Annotated in this window: 12 protein-coding genes and 1 other RNA gene; 6 read left to right on the forward strand and 7 right to left on the reverse strand. The window is 48.3% G+C overall.

The window, feature by feature from the left end:
• Nucleotides 1–63 precede the first annotated feature (63 nt).
• The gene (locus tag NDK19_RS02380; RefSeq protein ID WP_250630237.1) at nt 64–1,035 is read left to right on the forward strand and encodes an aldo/keto reductase; all 972 of its coding nucleotides are present in this window, start codon (nt 64–66) and stop codon (nt 1,033–1,035) included.
• Between the two features lie 60 nt (nt 1,036–1,095).
• Here NDK19_RS02380 and NDK19_RS02385 read toward each other — a convergent pair whose 3' ends face one another.
• A complete protein-coding gene (locus tag NDK19_RS02385; protein WP_250630238.1) occupies nt 1,096–2,667 on the reverse strand; it encodes an OmpP1/FadL family transporter in 1,572 nt (523 codons plus the stop codon).
• 142 nt (nt 2,668–2,809) lie between these two features.
• Between NDK19_RS02385 and lpdA the strand changes: the two genes are divergently transcribed.
• Nucleotides 2,810–4,207 (forward strand): dihydrolipoyl dehydrogenase, encoded by a 1,398-nt coding sequence (gene lpdA, locus NDK19_RS02390; RefSeq protein ID WP_250630239.1) that lies wholly within the window; start codon nt 2,810–2,812, stop codon nt 4,205–4,207.
• Between the two features lie 90 nt (nt 4,208–4,297).
• On the opposite strand, the gene NDK19_RS02395 is transcribed toward lpdA, so the two are convergent.
• Genes NDK19_RS02395 through NDK19_RS02405 form a run of 3 tightly spaced genes read right to left on the reverse strand, consistent with a single transcriptional unit; the run spans nt 4,298 to nt 7,499 of the window.
• A complete protein-coding gene (locus NDK19_RS02395; RefSeq protein WP_250630240.1) occupies nt 4,298–5,098 on the reverse strand; it encodes an alpha/beta hydrolase in 801 nt (266 codons plus the stop codon).
• A gap of 3 nt (nt 5,099–5,101) precedes the next feature.
• The gene (locus NDK19_RS02400) at nt 5,102–6,247 is read right to left on the reverse strand and encodes an ABC transporter substrate-binding protein (RefSeq protein ID WP_250630241.1); all 1,146 of its coding nucleotides are present in this window, start codon (nt 6,245–6,247) and stop codon (nt 5,102–5,104) included.
• A gap of 7 nt (nt 6,248–6,254) precedes the next feature.
• Nucleotides 6,255–7,499 carry a BaiN/RdsA family NAD(P)/FAD-dependent oxidoreductase gene (locus NDK19_RS02405; protein ID WP_250630242.1) on the reverse strand — a complete coding sequence of 415 codons (1,245 nt, stop codon included), beginning with the start codon at nt 7,497–7,499 and terminating at the stop codon, nt 6,255–6,257.
• Nucleotides 7,500–7,626: 127 nt separating this feature from the next.
• On the opposite strand from NDK19_RS02405, the gene NDK19_RS02410 reads away from it, so the two are divergent.
• Nucleotides 7,627–12,384: a PKD domain-containing protein gene (locus NDK19_RS02410; protein ID WP_250630243.1), complete on the forward strand. Its 4,758-nt coding sequence runs from the start codon at nt 7,627–7,629 to the stop codon at nt 12,382–12,384.
• 3 nt (nt 12,385–12,387) lie between these two features.
• On the opposite strand, the gene proB is transcribed toward NDK19_RS02410, so the two are convergent.
• From proB to NDK19_RS02425, 3 genes are all read right to left on the reverse strand, one after another.
• The gene (proB, locus tag NDK19_RS02415; protein WP_250630244.1) at nt 12,388–13,458 is read right to left on the reverse strand and encodes a glutamate 5-kinase; all 1,071 of its coding nucleotides are present in this window, start codon (nt 13,456–13,458) and stop codon (nt 12,388–12,390) included.
• Between the two features lie 179 nt (nt 13,459–13,637).
• Nucleotides 13,638–14,003: a transfer-messenger RNA gene (ssrA, locus tag NDK19_RS02420) on the reverse strand.
• A 69-nt stretch (nt 14,004–14,072) separates the two neighbouring features.
• Nucleotides 14,073–14,849 carry a hypothetical protein gene (locus NDK19_RS02425; protein WP_250630245.1) on the reverse strand — a complete coding sequence of 259 codons (777 nt, stop codon included), beginning with the start codon at nt 14,847–14,849 and terminating at the stop codon, nt 14,073–14,075.
• Nucleotides 14,850–14,907: 58 nt separating this feature from the next.
• Here NDK19_RS02425 and NDK19_RS02430 point away from each other — a divergent pair, with 58 nt between their 5' ends.
• The 3 genes from NDK19_RS02430 (at nt 14,908) to NDK19_RS02440 (ending at nt 21,765) form a co-directional block, all read left to right on the forward strand.
• On the forward strand, nt 14,908–18,708 hold the full coding sequence (locus NDK19_RS02430) for a gliding motility-associated C-terminal domain-containing protein (protein WP_250630246.1): 3,801 nt from the start codon (nt 14,908–14,910) through the stop codon (nt 18,706–18,708).
• Between the two features lie 22 nt (nt 18,709–18,730).
• Nucleotides 18,731–20,632, forward strand: a complete 1,902-nt coding sequence (locus tag NDK19_RS02435; RefSeq protein ID WP_250630247.1) for a serine hydrolase domain-containing protein — start codon at nt 18,731–18,733, stop codon at nt 20,630–20,632.
• Between the two features lie 269 nt (nt 20,633–20,901).
• Entirely contained in the window at nt 20,902–21,765 is an 864-nt protein-coding gene (locus tag NDK19_RS02440; RefSeq protein WP_250630248.1) for an ABC transporter permease, read from the forward strand.
• Nucleotides 21,766–21,781: the final 16 nt, after the last annotated feature.

Raw genomic sequence — 21,781 nt, forward strand, 5'->3', positions numbered from 1 at the left:
CCGATTAAGAATCGGCCTCCCTTGTGGGGCAGATAGTTTTTCACACACTAAACATTTTTCAATATGCAATACCGCATTTTTGGAAGAACAGGCTGGAAGGTTTCGGAAATTGGCTATGGCATGTGGGGCATGGCAGGCTGGACAGGCTCCGACGACACAGAAAGTACGGCTTCATTAGACTTGTCCGTAGAATTGGGCTGTAATTTTTTTGATACCGCATGGGCATACGGCAACGGTAAAAGCGAGCAACTGCTCGGTGAATTGGTACGCCGCCATCCCGACAAAAAAATTTATGTAGCCTCTAAAATTCCCGCTAAAAATTTTAAATGGCCGGCAAAGCCGGAATATCGTTTGGAAGATTGTTATCCGGCTTCGCACATTGTGGAGTACACCGAGCGCAGCCTGAAAAATCTGGGCATGGAGCGCATAGACCTGATGCAGTTTCACGTGTGGGATGATGGCTGGGCAGACCGCGACGAGTGGAAAGAGGCCGTACTCAAATTGCAAAAAGAAGGCAAAATTGACCGCATGGGCATCAGTGTAAACCGCTGGGAGCCTGAAAATTGCCTCAAAGCAATTGATACAGGCCTGATTGATGCCATTCAGGTAATTTACAATATTTTTGACCAAGCTCCCGAGGATAAACTGTTTCCTGTCGCTTTGGAAAAGAATATTGCCATTATTGCCCGTGTGCCTTTTGATGAAGGCAGCCTGACGGGCACATTTACCATGGAAACTACTTTTCCGCCCGGCGATTGGCGAAGTACCTATTTTGTACCCGAGAATCTGAAAAATACGGTCGAGCGGGTAGAAAAATTAAAACCACTTGTACCGCAAGGACAAACAATGGCTGAAATGGCGCTGGAATTTATTCTGCATCATCCGGCAGTCAGCACGATTATTCCGGGTATGCGCAAAGAAAAACACGTTCGCCAAAACATTGCGGTCAGTACAGGTCGGCCAATGAGTCAGGAACTGTTGGCAGCACTCCGTCATCATCGCTGGGATAGAACGCCCACGAGTTGGTCGCAATAGGCAAGATTTTGGAATTATTTTGAAACCCGACAAGTTTTCAAAACCTGTCGGGTTTATTTATCAGATAGAAAAACCTGCGGTTACGGTCAAGCCAATGCGGCTGCTGCTCATGTTTACCGTCGGCTCGTTTTGCGGCAATCGGTAGATGCGGTAACGGCTGTCAAAGAAACTCGTAATAACGGCTGCATCTAAGAAGAAATTTTCTTTGCGCAAACCTCCGCCAAACGTGATGAAACTGCGGCTTCGGTTATCGTTGGCATCCTGCATGGGGTTTTGGTAGAGTGCATATCCCCCGCGAAGGCGATAATTGCCGAAACGGGCTTCTCCGCCAAGTCGCATATTAACCGCACTTCGGTAAATGGATGAAATGGTAGCGTTGTCACCTGCAAAGGAGAAATTCGGGTCGGGATTAGAAAACCGTGCGCTGCCGTAATCCACCAATTCAACATCGGCCGTAATAAAGCCCCGCTTGCCCAAAATAAACGCTGCGCCGCCATTGATACGCACAGGAGTACGCATGGTATAGCGCGACTCAATCACATCGGTACGGGCACGCTCGTTGGAAAGCACCCTAATGATCGGCTGGCCGTTCCGAAATTCCGTGAATGGATAGTTGTTATACAACACGGCAAGTTGCGCCTCATAACTGTCGGTAATGCGGTAAACGGTAGGTGTTGTAACCGATGCTCCAATGCGGAAAAAGTCAGTCGGGCGCAAAATGACACCTATATTGGCATTAATACCTGTTCCGGTTTGGCGGTTTTTTTCGGTCAATTCCAGATTGTTCAGCGGCAGGCGCTGGCCTCCGGGCAGCGGTGTGGTGCTATTGATGACAGTTTCAGTATAGACTTTGTCTTGTGAGTAGCGCAGCGTAGCGATGCCAACGCCCGCTCCCAGATAGAATTTATCTTTAATATTCAAGCCATAAGCCAAATTCCACTGGCTTTGCGCACCGCTTCTCTTGATATTTTCTGCTTGTATGGTAGGAGCCAGCGGAACAAATGACTCGTAAGAGTTACGGGTGGTATTGTCGCCAAAGAAAGGGTTAATCAGATAGGTGGCATAAGCCAAGCCCTCGAGGCTGAAAATACCGTTTCGTAATTCATCGTCTAAGTCGCTCCATGGTACGCGACCATCGGTGCGGTCTAAGAAATAGTCCACAATAGAATTGCGGTTATTGGTACCTCGATAGTCAATCAGTTCCTGAAAATCGTTGTTGCGCGTCATGGTGATGGCAAAAGTGCTGCCGCGCACCGTACTTTCAGCGCCCCTGTCCGAAGAGAAATGCAAACCTAAGTGATTGAGGTTCAGGTTAAAATTGCCCGCACTTGTTGTTTCGCCCAAAAACGAACTGCGCGTATTGGCGGTGTTTCCCGCAAAACTGAAAGTCATTTCCGACTTTCGGAGCATCCCTAGCCCTGCCGGATTGACAAAGGCAGACGAAACATCGCCGCCGAGCGCTGTATTGGCACCTGCAATGCCCTGAAAACGCGCCGTGCCGCCAAATCGGGTTTGTGAAAAACGGAGCGCATCGTTATAGTAGCCCAAAGAGCCGGGAGCAACGTTTTGCGCAGTTGCTACGCTTGCCATAAGCGCAAAACCTCCCGTAAGAAATATGGATTTGATTCGCATAAGTCGGTTTGAAATAATTTTGACTGCAATTTAATGGATTAACGCAATTTTGACTTTTTGGGTTAAATCTCTCCGCTTCTGTAAAATCTCACATTTAGGCTTATTTTTGCACAAGCGTTTAAACATCCATTTTCTAAACGATATGTCTTCCACAAAATATGATGTAATTGTGATTGGCAGTGGCCCCGGGGGCTATGTAGCTGCTATTCGCGCCTCTCAATTAGGTATGAAAGTAGCCGTAGTTGAGAAAGAAGAACTGGGCGGTATCTGCCTCAATTGGGGTTGTATCCCTACCAAAGCCCTGCTGAAAAGCGCTCAGGTTTTTGAATATATCCAACACGCAAAAGACTACGGAATTGAGGTGAAAGATTATGCAGTCAATTTTGACGGCATGATTAAACGCAGCCGTGGCGTTGCAGGAGGCATGAGCAAAGGTATTGAGTTCCTCTTCCGCAAGAATAACATCACTAAACTGATGGGTTTTGGCAAAGTAAAGCCCGGTAAAAAAGTGGAAGTAACTGCCGCAGACGGCTCAAAAACCGAGTACAGCGCCGAGCATATTATCTTAGCAACAGGCGGACGCAGCCGCGAATTGCCCGGCATTAAGATTGATAACGAAAAAATCATCGGCTATCGCAAAGCAATGGCAATGGAAAAGCAGCCTAAGAGCATGGTCATCATCGGCTCGGGCGCTATCGGAGTAGAGTTTGCTTATTTCTACAACACCATTGGCACAAAAGTTACCATTGTGGAATATATGCCTAACATCGTGCCTCTGGAAGATGAGGAAATTTCTAAACATTTGGAAAAAACTTTCAAAAAAGCCGGCATGACGATTATGACCTCCTCATCGGTTGAGTCGGTGGACACTTCGGGCGAAGGTTGTAAGGTAAAAGTAAAAACCGCAAACGGCTACGAAGAAATTCAATGCGACGTGGTGCTTTCTGCGGCAGGTATTACAACTAACCTCGAGGGAATCGGTTTGGAGGAAGTAGGCATCGCTCACGACAAAGGCAAAGTGCTGGTAGATGAGTTCTATCGCACCAATATTCCCGGCTACTACGCCATTGGCGATATCGTGAAAGGCCCTGCATTGGCACACGTAGCTTCTGCCGAAGGTATTATTTGCGTGGAGAAAATAGCAGGCCACCATCCCGAGCCTTTGAACTATGGCAACATCCCCGGCTGTACTTATTGCAGCCCCGAAATTGCTTCTGTCGGTATGACCGAAAAAGCTGCCCGCGAAGCAGGCTATGAAATCAAAGTGGGTAAGTTTCCATTTACGGCATCGGGCAAAGCCAGTGCCGCCGGAGCAAAAGAGGGCTTTGTAAAGGTGATATTTGATGCCAAATACGGCGAGTGGTTAGGCTGTCATATGATTGGTGCAAACGTTACCGAGATGGTTGCCGAGGCAGTTGTGGCGCGCAAATTGGAAACCACAGGCCACGAAATCATCAAAGCCGTTCACCCGCACCCGACCATGTCCGAAGCCATTATGGAAGCTACTGCTGCCGCTTACGGCGAAGTGATTCATATTTAGGTTAGGTAATTCATTAGCATTATTAGGAAGGGGTCTTGTACTGCGGTGCAAGGCCTTTTCTGTTGTCGCTTTATCGGTTGGAACGCACAATCAGCGCAGGATAGCCCGCAAATGACTGCGGTATTGCTCATAATCACCCAAGTTATGGTGCTTACCGCCTTCTATGACGATAAATTCATCACCTTTTTTGAGCAGATTTTGCAGTTTGACGGTGGAGACAAAGGGCAGCAGTTCATCGGCCGTACCGTGGAAAATAGTAACGGGACACTTTACCTCAGGCAGTAAGCGATAAGTCGGGAACTCATAGCGGAGCAGGCTGCCATAGGGCAAAATAGGCGCATAGGTTTTTGCTACATCTTCCAAACTGTAATAAGGTGTTTCCAAAATCAGGCGTGCCACATCGTGGCGGGCAGCGGCATACGTAGCCAAACCTGTGCCCAACGAGCGGCCGTAAATAATAATTTGGCTACTATTGTATTTTTTGTTGGCAAACTGATAAACTAAATCAGTATCGCTGCGCATATTATCTGCTGTCGGTTTGCCTGTACTTTTGCCGTAGCTCCTGTAATCCCAAACCATGAAGTCATATCCCGACCCAAGAAAAATTTTATTGTACTTTCCCCAGCGTTGCAGATTGTCCGCATTGCCGTGGAAGTATAGCACAAGACCTTTTGACGGTTGCTGTGGGCTCTTGAAATACAGCAAATTGAGCTGTTCTCCATCAGGGGTAAACAGTGTATATTCATCAAAGGCAGCATCAAACCGGAATTGGTAATTTTTCGCTAATTGTACAGGGTGAAATATCGCATAAGACTGCCCGAAATAGACAACTGCCATGAGCAGAAGGTAGCATGCAACCAATGTTCCGATGATGCGGAGGATGATTTTCATGTCCTATTGTAGTCGCTGAAAGTAAATAAATGAATGGTCTGGTGCAATTTCAGGATGAAAAATGGCAATTAAATCAGCCAGCACAAGGTCGGGTCTTGCACTACCCGATTCCCAATAGTCGTTGCCACCGCCCGACAGTTGCCTTTTGTTGTTGTTGAAAACTTTGCCTGTTTGTACGGCCTTTAGCAGTCCAAACCGCGTGTCGGTTTTCCGAATCATATCGAGCGATTCCATACTGCCGGGGTTAATCCAATAGTCGGCGGTTTGAATGCGGGAAAATGCTGTTTCCAAGCTCAACGGCAGGCTGCCTGTTTGTGCTTCCTCTTGCCATAGGTAATCTGCCCCGGCATCTTTCAGCAGATGAGCCATAAAACTGTTGCCGCCCGGCATATACCACGTATTGCCGTAGGGAACATTGGCAAATACGGTAGGCTTCTGTGCAATTTGATTAACTTTTAGTTTGAGTTGCTGATAATTTTGCTCAACTTGATTAAAAATACTATCCGATTTATTGCTTCTGTTGCAAAGTAAGCCGACTACTTTAATCCACTCTGCTCTGCCTAATGGGGTGTTTTCTAAAAAATCGGCATTAATGATAACTTTTATATCGGCGCGCTGTAACAATGAGAGTTTGTCCATATCATTGGCACCTGCATACATCATGACAATATCGGGTTTGAGTTGGTTCAGCAATTCCACATTCGGTTGGTTGCCCGAACCCAACTCGGTGATACTTCCCGCTGCAACGGCCTGCCGCAACGATTGGCTGTACAGATAGGAAGTGCCTGCAAAACCCTTGATAATATTTTGACAATCAATAAGTTCAAACAGATGCGCATAGGTAGTGCCGTATAAGGCCGCACTTTCAATCGGAACGGCTATCGGTTGGCAGTTGTCGGGTATGGTTGGTTTGGGCAATGTTTTGGGATAGAGGGCGTAACGCAATTCATTGCCTTCAAAAGGAGTAACGGTCAGAATTGTATAATCTTTTTGCGGTTCTATGCTGAAAAATTTAGAGTATTTAACGGTGTTGGCTGATTTTGTTGTTGCAGATGTTTCTGCCGCTTGTTGAGAATCGGATTGACAGCCTGCAACAAGAAGCGTTATGAGCAGCCAAGCGCAGCAAAAAAAGTTAGCGAACTGTTTCATACAATGTTTACGATAAATGAGTTGTCAGGGAGCGTGCGGCAGAAGTACCCGCAACGTAGCCGGTTGTCCATGCCGCTTGAAAATTAAAGCCACCCGTAATGCCGTCAATATCAAGTACTTCTCCTGCAAAATACAAGTTGGGTACTTTTTTACTTTGCATATCCGACCAGTCAATATCATTCAGTGATATGCCGCCACAGGTAACAAATTCCTCTTTGTAGGTAGTTTTTCCCGATACCTGATAGGTGTCGTTGCGTAAAATATTTATTAAGCGATTGATGTCTGTTTTTCCGACATCTTGCCATTTTTTATCGGTTGGCAAACCGATTTTAGCAACCAGATATTCCCAAAGTCGGGCGGGCAGGTTTACAGGGTTGCGGTTGCCGATGAGGCGCTGGCCGTGTTCCTGTTTATATTGCAGGAGTTGGCTGCGGAGTTCGTCTTCTTCGTGGTTGGCAGCCCATCGTACCATGATAGAAAATCGGTAATTTTTTTCTGCAATCCATCTGGCGCCCCATGCCGAAAGTTTCAGAATGGCAGGGCCGCTCATGCCCCAGTGTGTGATGAGCAGTGCACCTTCGTAAGAAAATTTACTGTCAATAATCTTGACCATGGCGCGAGGAACGGAGATGCCTTGCAGTTCGGTAATGCTTTCATCGGGCATATTAAATGTGAAGAGTGAGGGCACGGGCGGCTCAATGGTGTGCCCTAATTTTTTGAGCCATTCAAGGCCGCTTTCCTTGGGGCTGCCCCCGCTTGCCACAATCAGTTTGCGACAGAAAACAGGCTGTGCAGTACCTTTAATATGCAAATTAAATCCTTGGCTATCAATGGGTTCTATTTCCGTTACTTCGCATTGGTTCTCAATGTGCACGTTATTGCGATGTGCTTCCTGCATCAATGCGTTAATGATGCTTTGAGAATCATCGGTCGTAGGAAACATTCTGCCGTCTGCCTCTGCTTTTATGGCTACTCCACGCGATTCAAACCATTGCACCGTATCGGTTGTCATGAAGCGTGGCAATAATTTTTTCATGATTTTCTCCCCTCTGGGATAATTTTTACTCATTTCGCTTACGTTAAAACAAGCGTGCGTAACATTACATCTGCCGCCGCCCGATATTTTTACCTTCATGAGTAATTTATTCGCCTTTTCCATCAGCAAAACGCGCTTATCGGGCAACAGTTTTGCAGCGTGAATGGCAGCAAAGAAGCCGGCAGCGCCGCCGCCAATGACTGCTACATCTGCCACAGGTGAATTTTGGGTGAAATTGCGAAACATAACCACAATATTCACGTATTTTCTCTAAATTAGTGGATAACCTGACTGGTCGGTAGCGGAAGTTTATCGCACAAGTAACGTTTAAAGCAGCTCGCCCTTGAAAAGACTTATACTTTATTTGCTTTTCCTTTGGTATTGTGGAGAGGGAGTCGCTCGTCAGTTACAGACGCTAAGCGAAGCGAGTGCTTTGTTTGCACAAGACAGGCTTATCGTTAAATTCAAACCATCTGCATCATTCTCTTTTGCTCAACCTCTGCCACCTGCTGTTAGTGCAAAACTTGGTATTCAGTCTGTTAGGCAAATACATCCTGCTGCCAATCGCATGACGTTTGGTAATTACGAAGTAGCATATTTGTATGAAGTGCATTTAAAGGCGGGTGTCTCTGCCGAAAAAGCCTTGCCATTATTGCAGGCAGAACCGCAAGTCGCCTATGCAGAGCCTATACCACTGCATTACGAAACCTTTGGCAATGAGTCTTTTACGCCCAATGACCCGTTTTTTAATGAAGTACTGTTTCCGGGGCGCATGTACGGGTATCGGCTGGCACGTGTTTTTGAGGCATGGGAAATCAGCAAAGGCGATACAAGTACCGTGATAGCCATAGTGGATTCAGGCGTGCGTACCGACCATCCCGACTTGCGCAGGAATTTCTATTACAACAACCGCGAACGCTTTGGCAGGCCGGGTATAGACGATGACCGCAACGGATTTGTGGACGACAGTTTGGGGGTAGATTTTGCAGAGAACACCAACATTTACAATAATTTTCACGGCACGGCTGTTGCAGGTGTTGCGGCTGCTGTTCCCGACAACAATACAGGTTTTGCCGGTGTGGGGTATAATTGCCGCATCATGCCGCTGAAAGTTACGCGTGTCGGTTCGCTGAATCCCGTCGGGTTATATCAGGCGATTTTGTATGCAGCAGAAAACGGTGCAAAAATCATCAACATTTCCATTGGTCAGGCCACCACGTTTTTGCGCTGGGAGCAGGATATTATCAATTACATTACACATCAAAAGGATGTACTTGTGGTGGCGGCTGCCGGAAACTGGTCGGTAGCTGGCGGTGCCGAGGTGTCCTTTTACCCTGCTGCGTATGAAAATGTGCTGGCGGTTGCAGCCTCCGACAGGCAGGACAGGCGCGCAAGCAACGGGATTTTCGGCAACCACGTGGCTCTGATGGCTCCCGGTGTAGATATTTGGAGCACTTTCACCGGCCCCGATTATACATCTTCGCTGTCGGGCTCGTCATTTGCTGCGCCCTTTGTTGCCGGTGCGGCAGGTTTGATTCGTTCTAAATTTCCGCGATTAAAAGCAGTGCAGGTAGCGGCTCTGCTGCGAGTAACGGCTGATGACGTGTATGCACTGCCCGAAAATGCACCTTTTATTAACAAATTGGGTAGAGGTCGGCTGAATGTGCTGCGCGCTTTGCAAAATGAGGCTACTGCTGCGGCAATAGTTGCTAACCGGATTGAATGCTCGGCAAGGGGTGTTATTGGGCAGGTGGCCAACGATGACACCGCTCAAATATCGGCAGTGTTTCGCAATATGCTCCGCCCGCTTGTCAATGCAAGGGTGACGCTTACAACAAGTTCGCGCTACGCGCGGGTGTTGCAGGGAAGTTTTACGATTGGTCAATTATCTACGCTGGATTCCGTTAGCAATCGGCAACAACCTTTTTCGGTGTACATCGCACCCGATACGCCTCCAGGCGAGGTAATTCATTTCCGACTGAATTACACAGACGGGGATTATTCGGATTGGCAAATGTTTGCCATTACGACCTCAACCAGTCCCATGACTTTCAATTTTAATCGCATCAGCCTTTCTGCTGCTGCCAACGGGCGTATCGGAATGACCGACAGTCAATATCTTTCCGGTATCGGGCTTCGTTTTGATAACCGTCGGATACTGGCTGAAATGGGGTTAATGGTCGGTCTTTCGCCTACGGTTGTTTCTAATAGCGTATATATCAGCCCCGGGCAACGCTCTTCAGACTTTACGCCTATCAAGCATCCGAGGATATTGGAAAGAGGATTGCAGCAAACAGTAGCTTATGCTTCGTTTACCGATGCAATCAATAATTTTAATCGCCTGAATATCAATGTAGAACAAACAATCAGCGGCAGAATCAATACGCCCCATCAGCAGTATATCATTGTGCATTACGACATTACCAACAACTCAACGGCACGCTTTGACAGCCTACGGGTGGGCATTTATGCCGACTGGGATATTGACGATTTGAATAACAGTGCCGGATGGGATGCTGCTAACGGTTTCGGCTATGTGTATAAAAACGGCGGCCTTTGGGCGGGCATTAAGTCCATGAGCGAAGTAAACGGTTATTATGCGATAGATAAAGAGGCTGGTGTTGCCAATCAGTTCAACTTTGCGGATGGCTTCAGCATCGCTGAAAAGTTTACAAGCCTTTCTACGGGAGTGGTACGGGCACAAGCAGGTATGCACCGAGCAGAAGGCGCTGACGTGGCACATGTTGTTACTGCCATTATCTCCCGTTTGGAGGCAGGTGAAAAAAGGCGAGTTTCCTTTGTAATAGCTGTGGGCAGTAGTTTGAATGACTTGCAAAATGCTGTTAATCAGGGTGCTTTACAAGTAAATCCTGCTACGGCACGCAGTCAGCCGCCGATAATGCCCGACTACCTTTGCGGTGGCGATACGGTTCGTTTTGTTCCGGGCAATGGCAGCCGCTTCCGTTTTTATACACCGGACAACTTGCAAACTCCCATCAGAGAAGGTGCTTATTTACCGCTGACAATGGGCGATGAAGGCAAAACATTTTTTGTCAGCGGCTATGACCAGCCGATAGAAAGCGCATTGGTGCCCTACACTGTCAAAATCCATTCAGCAGTAGCGCGTTTCCGCTCCATTGATTCCCTGAACATTGCAGACTCCAATAAGTTGTATCTCTTCGATGAAAGTATCAACGCCATTGCATGGCACTGGGAGTTTGGCGGCGGGCTACCCGTGCAAACTGTAAAAAATCCGATGGTGCAGATCCAAAATCCGGGGGACTATCGCATCCGACTGACAATAACCGATGACAAAGGTTGTCAGGCAGTATTTACTAAAACCGTCAAAGTTGTTCGTTTGGCCAAAGGAAATCGTCCTCAGGTACCGTTTATTCTCTATGCCTGTGAAAACAGCCCGCTATTGATAGCGCCTTCTACGCTGAATGCGCGCAATTTCAATTTTTATCACGACAGCCTTTCGGCAAGGCCTGCCGCTACGGGCAGAAGTTACCTGCTGACCAACAATGCGGTGCGTAAAGTATTGATAACCAGCATAGATTCTGCCTTAGAGAGCCTCCCTGCCGAAGTTGAAATCAGTCGCATCCGTTTGCGGGCTAATTTTGACTATGCGCCGCGTTTTGATACCGTGATTTACGACCGTGTTACTTTTACCGACCGCAGCGTGAGCGACGTTCCGATTACGCGATGGGAGTGGGACTTTGGCGATGGTTCGCCCAAAGTTACCGACCGTAGCCCCTCATACATGTACAATCGGCAGGGGGTGTTCACGGTAAAACTGGTAGTTACGAACGCTTTCGGTTGCAAGGATAGCACCGAGCGAACGTTTCGGGTAGGTCGCAAAGCCCCCGTTCCTACGGTGAGAGATGTGGAAGTTTGCAAAGGGGATTCTGTAACCATCAGACCGTCAGGCGGTTCGAGATTTAATTTTTATTTGAATCTGTCCGATACCCGACCGGTTCATACAGGTGCTTTCTACAAATTGTTAGCCGACCGCAACTTACAACTTTGGGTTACTTCGGTTGATTCAATTGTTGAAAGTGATGCACGGCAGTTGCAGATTGTAGCCATAGAAGCCATTGCCGACTTTGAAGTACCGGAGGTGGTTGGTTTAGGCCCCGATACGCCGCCTACACTTTTTTATGACCGTAGTTTGGGAGCTACGGAGTGGCTGTGGGAGTTTGGCGATGGAACAAGTTCTACTGTACAAGACCCTGCCCATCGCTACGCACGCACGGGAGAGTACCGCGTTCGTTTGAGTATCAAGAACCGGTTGGGTTGTGTGTCATCCATCGAGAAAAGAATTCGAGTGGTTGGGCAAGGTGCCGTACCTGTGGTAGCGGAGCGCATATTTTGCCCGGATGAAACGGTGATAATTGCGCCGTCCAATGGTACGAAGTTCCGATTCTATACTACGCCGCCACCCACAGGACAGCATGTGGCAGAAGGTGCTTCTTGGAATTTGGGCAAATTGACAGCGCCTCAAACCATCTACATTACCAATGCCGACTCTGTACGGGAAAGTTTGCCGCTGACGCTGACCTTGCGAGTAAGCACCCTTCATGCCCGTTTTTCGGCAACAGGTACAGGAGGCATCGTACTTACTGCGGGTGATACCGTGCGGCTAACGGCAGAAAGCAATGCGGCTGTCTCGTGGATTTGGAATCTGGGCAATGGCAAAGCGGCGAGCGGACGCGAAGTTAAAACGGTTTACGAGCGTGCGGGTACGTTCAACGTAACCCTAACCGTTCGTGATGAGTACAACTGCGAACAGACCCTTACTCGTGCCATTACTGTTGAGGGTACGGTTTCCTTGCCGCAAGAACCCGCCATTCATGAGCCCAAAGTTGTTTTATTCCCCAATCCGGCAAAAACAAAGACTGTCGTCGGTTTTGATTTATCAAAATCGCAATTGGTAACGGTAACGCTTGCTGACCATTTAGGACGCATTGTTTGGGAGGGTAGAGTTCAAACCCGTAACGGCAGCATTGAAATTCCGATGCAAAACCTTGCTTCGGGCGGTTATTTCGTGTATGTGCAGTGCAGCGAACTGACGCGACACATACGGCTTATTAAGGAGTAAGCCTTACTCAATAAACAGGTAATCGTAGTGGATGAAGGGCTTTTGTCCTGTTTTGCCTATGCGTTCTTGTAATTTATCTGCGCCGTATTGAGCAATTCCTATTCCGATGAGCTGATTTTCAGGATTGTAAATTTGTACCAAATCTCCTTTTTGAAAATCTCCTGTGATGTGCGTAATGCCAACAGGTAACAAGCTGGCAGCGCGGTCTGAACTGACGGCTTCTACGGCTCCCTGATTGAGAAATACCTTACCTTTGGCAAAATCGCGGCTGTGGGCAATGCGTTTCTTGATGTTCGAGGCCTTTCGCAGCGGCTTGAAATAAGTGCCTGTCTGTTTGTTTTCTAACAATAAATCGGTGAGGATGTGCTGTCGCTTGCCGTTGATAATACGAACACCAATACCCAACTGTGCCACCTTTCGCGACATGTTGCTTTTGGTGAGCATCCCGCCGCGTCCGAAACCTGATTTTTCGGTGCTGATATAGCGGGTTAGGTTCATTTCAGGCGTTATTTCGCTGATTAAATGGCTGTCCGGATGCTGTGGGTGTCCCGTGTAAATACCGTCTACATTGCTGAGAATCAATAGCGTGTCCGCATCCATCATGGAAGCAACCAGCCCTGCCAGTTCGTCATTGTCGGTAAACATAAGTTCTGTTATCGAAACTACGTCGTTTTCATTGATAATGGGTATGATTTGATGTTGCAGCAACCCCGTGAAGCAATTGCGGATATTGAGATAATGATTGCGGTCGCGGAAATCGTCTTTGGTTACAAGCACCTGTGCAACGGTGATGCCTTTCTCTTCAAACAAGCGATTGTAGAGTTGCAGGAGTTGAATTTGTCCGACTGCTGCCAAAACCTGCCGCCTTGTAACTTGGTCAATATCGGAGGCCAGATGCACGCGCCCGCGGGCGGAGGCAACCGCACCGGAGGAAACGAGCAGTACTTCTATGCCCTTATTGCGCAGGGCTGCAATTTGCTCCACCAAGTGGGCGATATGTACTTCATCAGGCTTGCCTTCGGGAGTAGCCAGCACATTAGAACCAATTTTGATGACGACTCTGGAGTAGCTCATGCGATGGTCAAAAGTATTTCAGTTAAGCAGGCAGCAAAATAAAGCGGCATTTCGGAATTCCGGTTTCAAAAAAATCGTTGAAAAACCGCGTCTCATCTGCGTATGTGTGTAATGTGCTTGCAATAGCTCCATTGCTTACAATAAAAAAAGCCTGACAATCAATTTGTTATCAGGCTTTTTAGTGGAGTTGGCGGGATTCGAACCCGCGTCCAGAACACGGCTTTGTCGAGCTTTCTACATGCTTAGTTTCCTTTGGTTGTCGGGAAGGGCCGGGCGGGAAACTCGCCGAAACCCAACCTTAGTTGCTAGAATCTCGCTTGCGCTTAACAACATCGCACAAGCCAGCGCTGCATGGTGATGTCCCGATTGGTAGCCGGCAGCACGTGGGCTACCCGGAACACAGGCGCTTAATCCTCCGGATTAAGCAGCCAGGGCGTAGTTAGTCTCGCCAGTTATCTTTTCGGCAGGTTTTATTTACGGGAAATACCTCCAACTCCCGACATGCTTACTCGCAAACACTCATGCTGTCAAAACCAGTCAACCCCAATAAAAGAATGAACGCTCTGTTTACAAGACCGCAAAAATAGTAAAAAAGTTGCATGTGCGGCAAAAAATTATTGTACAGGCCGTAGGCTGACTACTACTACCGCCGCACCGAAGGTAAGCTGAAACCGCAACAGGTCTTTGCTGATGTCTATAATTTTCCAGACCTCAATTTCATTGCCGTAATCAAAAATAAGGTCGGTGCCGGTGCTGTTAAAACGCCAAGTGCCTTCCAGCGTCTGCGGGTCGGAGGCTGCGCATTTGGTAGGCCCTTCGTCGCGGACAAACTTATTGGCTTTGAAAAAAATATTGAAGTTGTCGCGTACACAGGGAGCAATGCCTCCCGGGAAAGGTTGCCCGTTGAGTGTAACATCTACAATCCGCCATCGCTTGCCTCCTGCGCCTGCCAGCAATCCGCTGTTATTTTTGCTGATAACCGTAAATTCTGTATTGACATAAAAAGAGCCAATAGATTTGACAGTTGTGCGAAATTTTCCCTCCCAGTTGTTGAGGCTGTCGCTTACTGCGTTGATATAATATTCGCCCGCTTCAAGCCCCACAAAACGCACCACGCCGTTATCGGCTGTTTGTTTGGGTGGTTTTACGGGGTTGGTTTCATTGAGCCAATCTTCGCGGGTTCGGTAAATGGCAACTTGGGCATTGGGTACGCCGTCGCCAAAGCCGTTGAGCACATACAACTCCAATACGGCATTGGGTTGCCCTTCACCACAGCCGAACAGCAAAAAAGTAAGTGCCGACAATACGGTAAACCCGATAATTTGCAGTATTTGCCTGATAAAATGCAACGGATGACTTACTTGTGTAGTATGGATTTTGAGTTTTGGCATAGGCAAAAATAAATGATTTGCCATTATTCGCTTAATTTAGTAGAAAGATGCTGAATACATGAAACAAATAAACTTCTATCGCCTTTGCTGCTTGTTTGCACTAACCATTGGTTTGATGGCTACCTCAGCATGGGCTACACACATTGTCGGGGGCGAAATTCAGATGACGCATGTCGGAGGCAATTCGTACCGCCTCACGCTGAACGTTTACTTTGATGCAGTAAACGGCAACCCCGCTGCCATTGACCGTCCTTCGGTGCGTATAGGGGCATTTTCCAAAGCTGCCAATCGGTTGATTCAGGTATTTGAGTTACCGCTGGTAGAGGAGCGCCCTGTGAACTATACAGTGCCTGCTTGTGCAGTTGGGCAAATTGTAACGCGGCGCATTACGTACATTGCGACGGTAGTGCTTAATCCGAATATTTACACCGAAGAAGCCGGCTATTATCTGAGCTGGGAGCGCTGTTGCCGCAACAATGTGATTGACAACATCATGGCGCCCGGGGCAGCAGGGCAGACGTTTTACATGGAATTTCCGCCGCTGATTCGCAACGGGGTGCGCTTTATCAACTCATCGCCTAACCTGACGCTGCCTGTCAGCGACTATGCCTGTGCGGGGCAGCGATTTACTTTTAACTACGGCGCAACCGACCCTGACGGCGACCGCTTGGTGTATGAACTGCGCACCCCTATTAACGGCACGAGCACACAGGCAAATCCTGCTCCTAACCCTCCCAATCCGGGGCCTTATCCCAATGTGCGATTTGTACCAGGCATAGGAGTAAATAACATGATTCCGGGCAGTCCACCGCTGCAAATAAGCAATACGGGTGTGCTATCCGTTACATCTCAGGCAGCAGGGCTGTACGTATTTGCCATTGCCATTTCCGAATTCAGAAACGGTGTAAAAATCGGTGAAACGGTGCGGGAGTATCAGTTGTACGTGTTGAATTGCCCCCGCAGTCGTCCGCCGGTAGCAGAGGTGGACAATCCGAACCGCCCGGGTACTTTTCTGACCGCCCGCGACACTATTCGCTTCAGGGCAGATGATACCAACCGATGCGGCACTTTGGTACTTTCCGACCAAGACCCTAATACCGTCCTTACTGTCAGTGCAGTACCTGTTAATTTTACCGACGCCGCCGGTTTTACCTTCCCCGGGCGCGTAACGTTACCCAACGGCGGAACGGTTCGGCAGCAGTTTTGCGTGCCGGAATGTCCGCAGCGTTTTGATGGCAATGGCAGGCCGTTGCCTTATACTTTTGACTTGATTGTAACCGATAACAGTTGTCCCTTGCCGCAGTCGGACACCGTGCGGGTGAATGTGTTGGTAGAAGTTGCGCCCAATACACCGCCTCAGTTAGTGGCAGATATTGCCCGCTACGATAGCGTGCGGAGGGAATACACCGTTGAGTTGGAAATAGGGCAAAGCCTGAGTTTCAACCTGACGGCAACCGACCGTGAAAATAACACCCTGCGCCAACTGATGGAAGGCATCGGTTTTAATCCTGCTGCCCTTGGCATGACATTGAACGGCGCATTGAGCGGAACACCGCCGTTGCGAAATACTTTTCAATGGACACCCCGATGCGATTTGCTCGCACCCAATGAGGCGCAGCGCGAGTATGTCCTTCGCTTTACTACAACCGACCAGCCGCGTTGTCAGTCGCCGCGGAGTGTACAGACTACTGTTCGTATCATTCTGAAAAACAAGCAGATACCTAATCAAAAACCGGTGCCAACCATTGGCAGTCTGCGCTTTGACCCTGTAACGCGGGTGTTTTATGATACTGCATTTGTTGGCAGCCCGATTAGCTTCCCTGTCAGGGGAACGGATGCCGACCGCGACAGCATTCGCCTGAGTGCCCGCGGGATAGGTTTTGATATGGCAGCCGTGCGTGCCCAATTCCCTACACTGGCAGGTTTGCCGCCTTTAAACGGTACTTTCCAATGGACACCGCCTTGTGATGCGGTAGGAGATTTGCCGCCGGGCAGTAGTCGCGCCTTTGATTTTGAGTTCCGTGTTCAGGACTTTCAGATATGCCCGCCTGCTACTTCCGATTCGGTGGTGCGGGTGCGGTTGTTTGTAAAAACCCGTCCGAATTTGCGCCCTGCGGTGCGTCCGAATTTACCTTTTGATGCCCGCACACGCACTTATTTTGACTCTGTCGTTGTAGGTCGTGCATTTAATTTCACGGTACAGGGAACAGATAATGAACGCGATAGCGTACTCTTGCGTTTACAGGGGATTAACCTCAATCCGCAGGCATTGGGCATGGTATTCCCCGATGTGCGCGGCAGAGCACCTGTTACAGGCAACTTCCGCTGGCCTACCAACTGTTCGCTGTTGGCCGACAGTACCCGTGCACAAGATTTCTTTATAAACTTTCTCATCAACGATTTTGACGAATGTGGCCGTCCTAAATTTGATACGGCACGTGTGCGGTTGCGCATTTTGCCCAATACTACACCTAACAGACGACCTGTGGCCGCTGCTGAATTACCGCTTCGGGCAGGATTTGCTAAATTCTACGTTGATACGGTAGAACTTGGAAGACCCTACACGGCCAATATTTTAGCCGATGATGCCGACCGCGACAGCCTGTTGCTTCGCGCTTTGCCGCGAGGTTTTAATTTGGCAGATGTGGGAATGCGATTCGCCGACCATAGCGGAAGACCTGTATTGCGGTCAGCGCTCACATGGAATCCGGACTGCAGCCTGTTGCCCGATTTGGCAAGAGGCGTATTCAGCCGAACTTTTGAAATTGACTTCCTTGCGAGAGATTTCAGAGATTGCCAGCCTTTTGCTGTTGATACCATTCGTGTGCGTTTGGTGCTGCTGTACCGACAGCAAAACAACCGCGCCCCCGTCATTACGCCAACCGATTTGACACAGACTGCCGCAAAAAGCTATTTCCGCGAAATCCGTGCAGGCGAGCAGGTGCGTCTTACTTTCCGTGCTACCGATGCCGACAACGATACAATTACGCTCACAGGTACGCCCGTTGGCTTTACTTTGGCTGAAACGGGCATGTCGCTTACGCCAAACCCTATCACAGGGCGAGGAACCGTGCAAAGCAATTTTGCGTGGCAACCGCTGTGCAGCCTGCTGACCAACAACCAGCCGAGAGAGTTTCAACTGACTTTCATAGCTTCCGACCGTAGGCTTTGCAACTTGAACCGTGCCGATACCATTCGCATTACGCTGCGCCTGCTGCCTGTGCCGAATCCTAATCCGCCGGTAATTGGTGCGAGTTTAACGCAAGTGCCGCAAACCCGCCGATATCTCATCAATATTCAGCCCGGGCAGCCCATCGCATTTACCGTTCGCGGTGATGATGCCGACCGCGATGTTATCACCGTTTCTGCTGAATCTCAGGGATTTGCACTAACCGATTTTGGTATGAGTTTTCAAAACAGGGAGGGCATCGCACCATTGGAAGTACCGTTTACGTGGCTTCCCGATTGCAATATGCTCAATCGCCGCCGCGAGTTTGACATCCGCTTTGCAGTGCGCGACAAAAGCGACTGCGGTTTGAGCCGAACCGATACGATTCTGGTGCAAATGCGATACACGGCCGAGTTTGACCTGCGCAATTTTCAGCCTGCCAACGTATTCACGCCAAACGGAGACGGCATTAACGATACGTTCCGAATTCCGAACTGGCCGCCTGAAAATTGTCAAAATGAGTTTCTGAAAATTGAAATTTATAATCGCTGGGGTAGGTTGGTTTTTCAAAGCAACCAAAAAGATTTTGAATGGGACGGCAAGGGATTTCCCTCAGGGGTTTATTACTACACCATTTTCTTTACCAACGGCAATTTCAAGGGTACAGTAACCAAGGTTGATGAAATGTAGCCCTGTCTCACTATTTTTGCTTATGAAGTTTGTTTATTTTTTTATCACCGTAAGTGTGGCTGTCGTATTGCAGCAACCTGTTCCGGCGCAAGTTTTGCGCAACCGTGCCGACAGTTTGGAACATTTCATCTGGCAGGCTGCATGGGAGCAACGACAAGCAGCAGAAAAAGCACTTACATTACTTCAAAACAAGGATAACCTGTTGCCTTTCAAAGACTTGGAAGATTTTAGTTTTGCTGCAATCTCTGTCAGCGATGGCCCTATGCTATCCGACTTTGGCAACACTTTGCAACTTTATGCACCCGTAAAGTTATTTTCGGCACGCCGCAACCTGACACGCCAAGCCGCCGATGAGTTGCTGGCAAAGATGAAGCCTTTCAACGTGGTTATTATTGGCTTGCACGGCAAACCCGACCTGTTGCAGGATTCGCGCACCATAGAGTCGGAGGTTGCCTATCTTATCAATCAGTTAGACCGTAAAACCAAAGTGGTGCTGGCCGTATTTGGCAGCCCGATTCAGCTTTTGCAGATAGACCGTTTAGACCGCATAGAGGCAGTTACGCTCACCTACGATGATACGCAAGATTCGCAGGAGCTGATGGCACAGGCTATTTTCGGAGCGATTGGTTTTCAGGGAAAATTGCCTTTTCATCTGCCCCCGATTTTTGACAAAGATACAGGTGTGCCAACGCAGGCATTAGGCCGAATGAAATTTACTTGGCCTGAAGAACTTGGTCTTTCCCGCCTGCAATTGCGCCCGACGGATTCCATTGCACGGCTGGCAGTAGAAAAGCAGGCCACACCGGGCTGCGTAGTGCTGGCAGCTAAAAACGGGAAAGTTTTTTACTACAAAGCCTTTGGTTATCAGACTTTTGACTCTTTGTTGCCCGTGCAGAAAAACCATGTGTACGACCTCGCCTCCATCACCAAAATAAGCACTTCGGTAGCTGCATTGATGAAATTGTACGAAGCCAAGAAAATAGATATTGAAAAGCCTTTTTCGCGTTACGAGAGGTCGTGGGCTAAGACCAATAAAAAAAATCTGACGTTGAAAGAGATTTTGACCCATCAGGCAGGTTTAAAAGCATGGATTCCGTTTTGGCAAAATACCCGCCAGCCCGATGGTACATTGCGTGCCACAGTTTTCAACAAAGATTCTACCCGCACCTACTCATTGAAAGTTGCCGATAAACTTTACATCAACCACAACTATGTGGACAGCATATTGCTGCAAATCAGGGATTCACCATTGGGCAAACGCGGCGAATACGTGTACAGTGACCTCTCTTACTACTATTACCCGCGTATGGTACGGCGTCTTTCAGGGAAAGACTTTGATGATTTTCTGGATGCCAATTTTTATAGGCCTTTGGGGGCATCAACGCTGACTTTCAACCCGTTATACAAAGGCATTGCGCTGCGCAACATCGTTCCGACCGAATTGGATACAGTCTTTCGCAAGCAATTGCTGCACGGAACTGTTCACGATGAAGGCGCTGCTATGATGGGAGGAGTTTCCGGTCATGCGGGTTTATTCGGCAACGCGGCAGACCTTGCCAAACTCATGCAAATGTACCTGAACAAAGGCTTCTATGCCGGCAGGCAATATATCAAGCCCGAAGTAGTTGAGTATTTTACGCGCTGCCACTCCTGCAATGGTAAAGACCCTGCCAAAGCCAACCCGCGGGGCATCGGTTTTGACAAGTTGCGTGGTAATAATACAGCTCCATCCGTTTCCGAACAGAGTTTCGGGCACTCCGGTTTTACAGGTACCTTTACTTGGGCAGACCCGAACAACGGCTTGTTGTATGTATTCCTTTCCAATCGGGTATATCCTACGCGCAACAACAATCGCCTTTCCGATTTAAGTATTCGGAGCAACGTGTTAGAGTCTTTTTACCAACTGTTTCAGAGCAGCCGATAGTTCGGGCTGTGTATAAGGTTTATGTTTGTTTGGCTACCTTTACGGCTGCAATTAACATGCTGTGCAAATTATTAAGTTAAGCGAGTGAGCATTTAACCATTGTTAGGGTCTTGCGACCGCTAACAGGCTTTCGTGAATCCCTAACAGCGGTCGTTAGACCCTGTGAGCGGATTGAGATAAGTTCAATTTAAACTGCTTACTTAGCGATAGTCAATACTTCAGGTTTGGCAGGTTTACAATGTCTGTCAAGTTTGGTTAGATAATCAAATATGGAGCAACCAACTGATAATCAGGAACAATGGACGGAAATTATCCGCCCTGAAACCCCTTGGTGGGACTTAAAATTAGGTGAGTTGTATCGCTATCGCGACTTGGTGCGCATCTTCGTTTGGCGCGATTTTGTGGCCGCCTACAAGCAAACCTTGCTTGGCCCCATGTGGCATTTTATCAACCCGTTTGCCAGTACCATCATCAATACAATCGTGTTTGGTGCTATTGCACAGATTCCGATGGAAGGTGTTCCGCCGTTTCTGTTCCAATTCACCAGCATGATGATGTGGAGCTATTTCACGCGCTGTTTCAATGCTGCTCAAAATACTTTTTTAGGGAATGCGGGCATTTTTAGCAAGGTGTACTTCCCTCGTTTGGCAGTTCCTGTGTCTGGGGCTATCTCTGCATTGTTGCAGTTTGGGATTCTGTTTATTTTTTACCTGTTGAGCTTGGGCTGGTACATTTGGCGCGGCGAACAAGTAAGTGTGGATATAAGTATGCTGGTGTTCTTCCCGATAGCTATGCTGTGCTTGGCATTGTCGGGCATGGGGCTGGGAGCAATTGTAGCGGCACTCACAACCAAGTATCGCGATTTAAACCTGTTCGTCGGCTATGGCCTCTCATTGCTGATGTACGGTTCTGCGGTAGTATATCCTTTGTCCGCCTTGCCGGAATCAATTAAGAAATATGCCTTATTTAACCCATTGATTCCTATCATGGAACTTGGACGAAGTGGTCTTTTAGGGGTAGGCAATCCTTCGGCAGTCAGCATATTCATTAGCCTTGGTGTTTCGGTACTGGTGTTTTTGGTGGGAGTAGCCATGTTCAATCGTGCGGAACGCACTTTCATTGATAGCGTGTGAGTTGGGAAGTGCGTTT

The organism is Rhodoflexus caldus, assembly GCF_021206925.1.
GTDB lineage: Bacteria > Bacteroidota > Bacteroidia > Cytophagales > Thermoflexibacteraceae > Rhodoflexus > Rhodoflexus caldus.

Excerpts from the sequence above, each read along its gene's own strand:
- NDK19_RS02425 (WP_250630245.1), bottom strand. The coding sequence starts at position 14,849 with ATGCCAAAACTCAAAATCCATACTACACAAGTAAGTCATCCGTTGCAT.
- lpdA (WP_250630239.1), top strand. The coding sequence starts at position 2,810 with ATGTCTTCCACAAAATATGATGTAATTGTGATTGGCAGTGGCCCCGGG.
- NDK19_RS02385 (WP_250630238.1), bottom strand. The coding sequence starts at position 2,667 with ATGCGAATCAAATCCATATTTCTTACGGGAGGTTTTGCGCTTATGGCA.
- NDK19_RS02440 (WP_250630248.1), top strand. The coding sequence starts at position 20,902 with ATGGAGCAACCAACTGATAATCAGGAACAATGGACGGAAATTATCCGC.
- NDK19_RS02400 (WP_250630241.1), bottom strand. The coding sequence starts at position 6,247 with ATGAAACAGTTCGCTAACTTTTTTTGCTGCGCTTGGCTGCTCATAACG.
- NDK19_RS02395 (WP_250630240.1), bottom strand. The coding sequence starts at position 5,098 with ATGAAAATCATCCTCCGCATCATCGGAACATTGGTTGCATGCTACCTT.
- proB (WP_250630244.1), bottom strand. The coding sequence starts at position 13,458 with ATGAGCTACTCCAGAGTCGTCATCAAAATTGGTTCTAATGTGCTGGCT.
- NDK19_RS02380 (WP_250630237.1), top strand. The coding sequence starts at position 64 with ATGCAATACCGCATTTTTGGAAGAACAGGCTGGAAGGTTTCGGAAATT.
- NDK19_RS02435 (WP_250630247.1), top strand. The coding sequence starts at position 18,731 with ATGAAGTTTGTTTATTTTTTTATCACCGTAAGTGTGGCTGTCGTATTG.
- NDK19_RS02430 (WP_250630246.1), top strand. The coding sequence starts at position 14,908 with ATGAAACAAATAAACTTCTATCGCCTTTGCTGCTTGTTTGCACTAACC.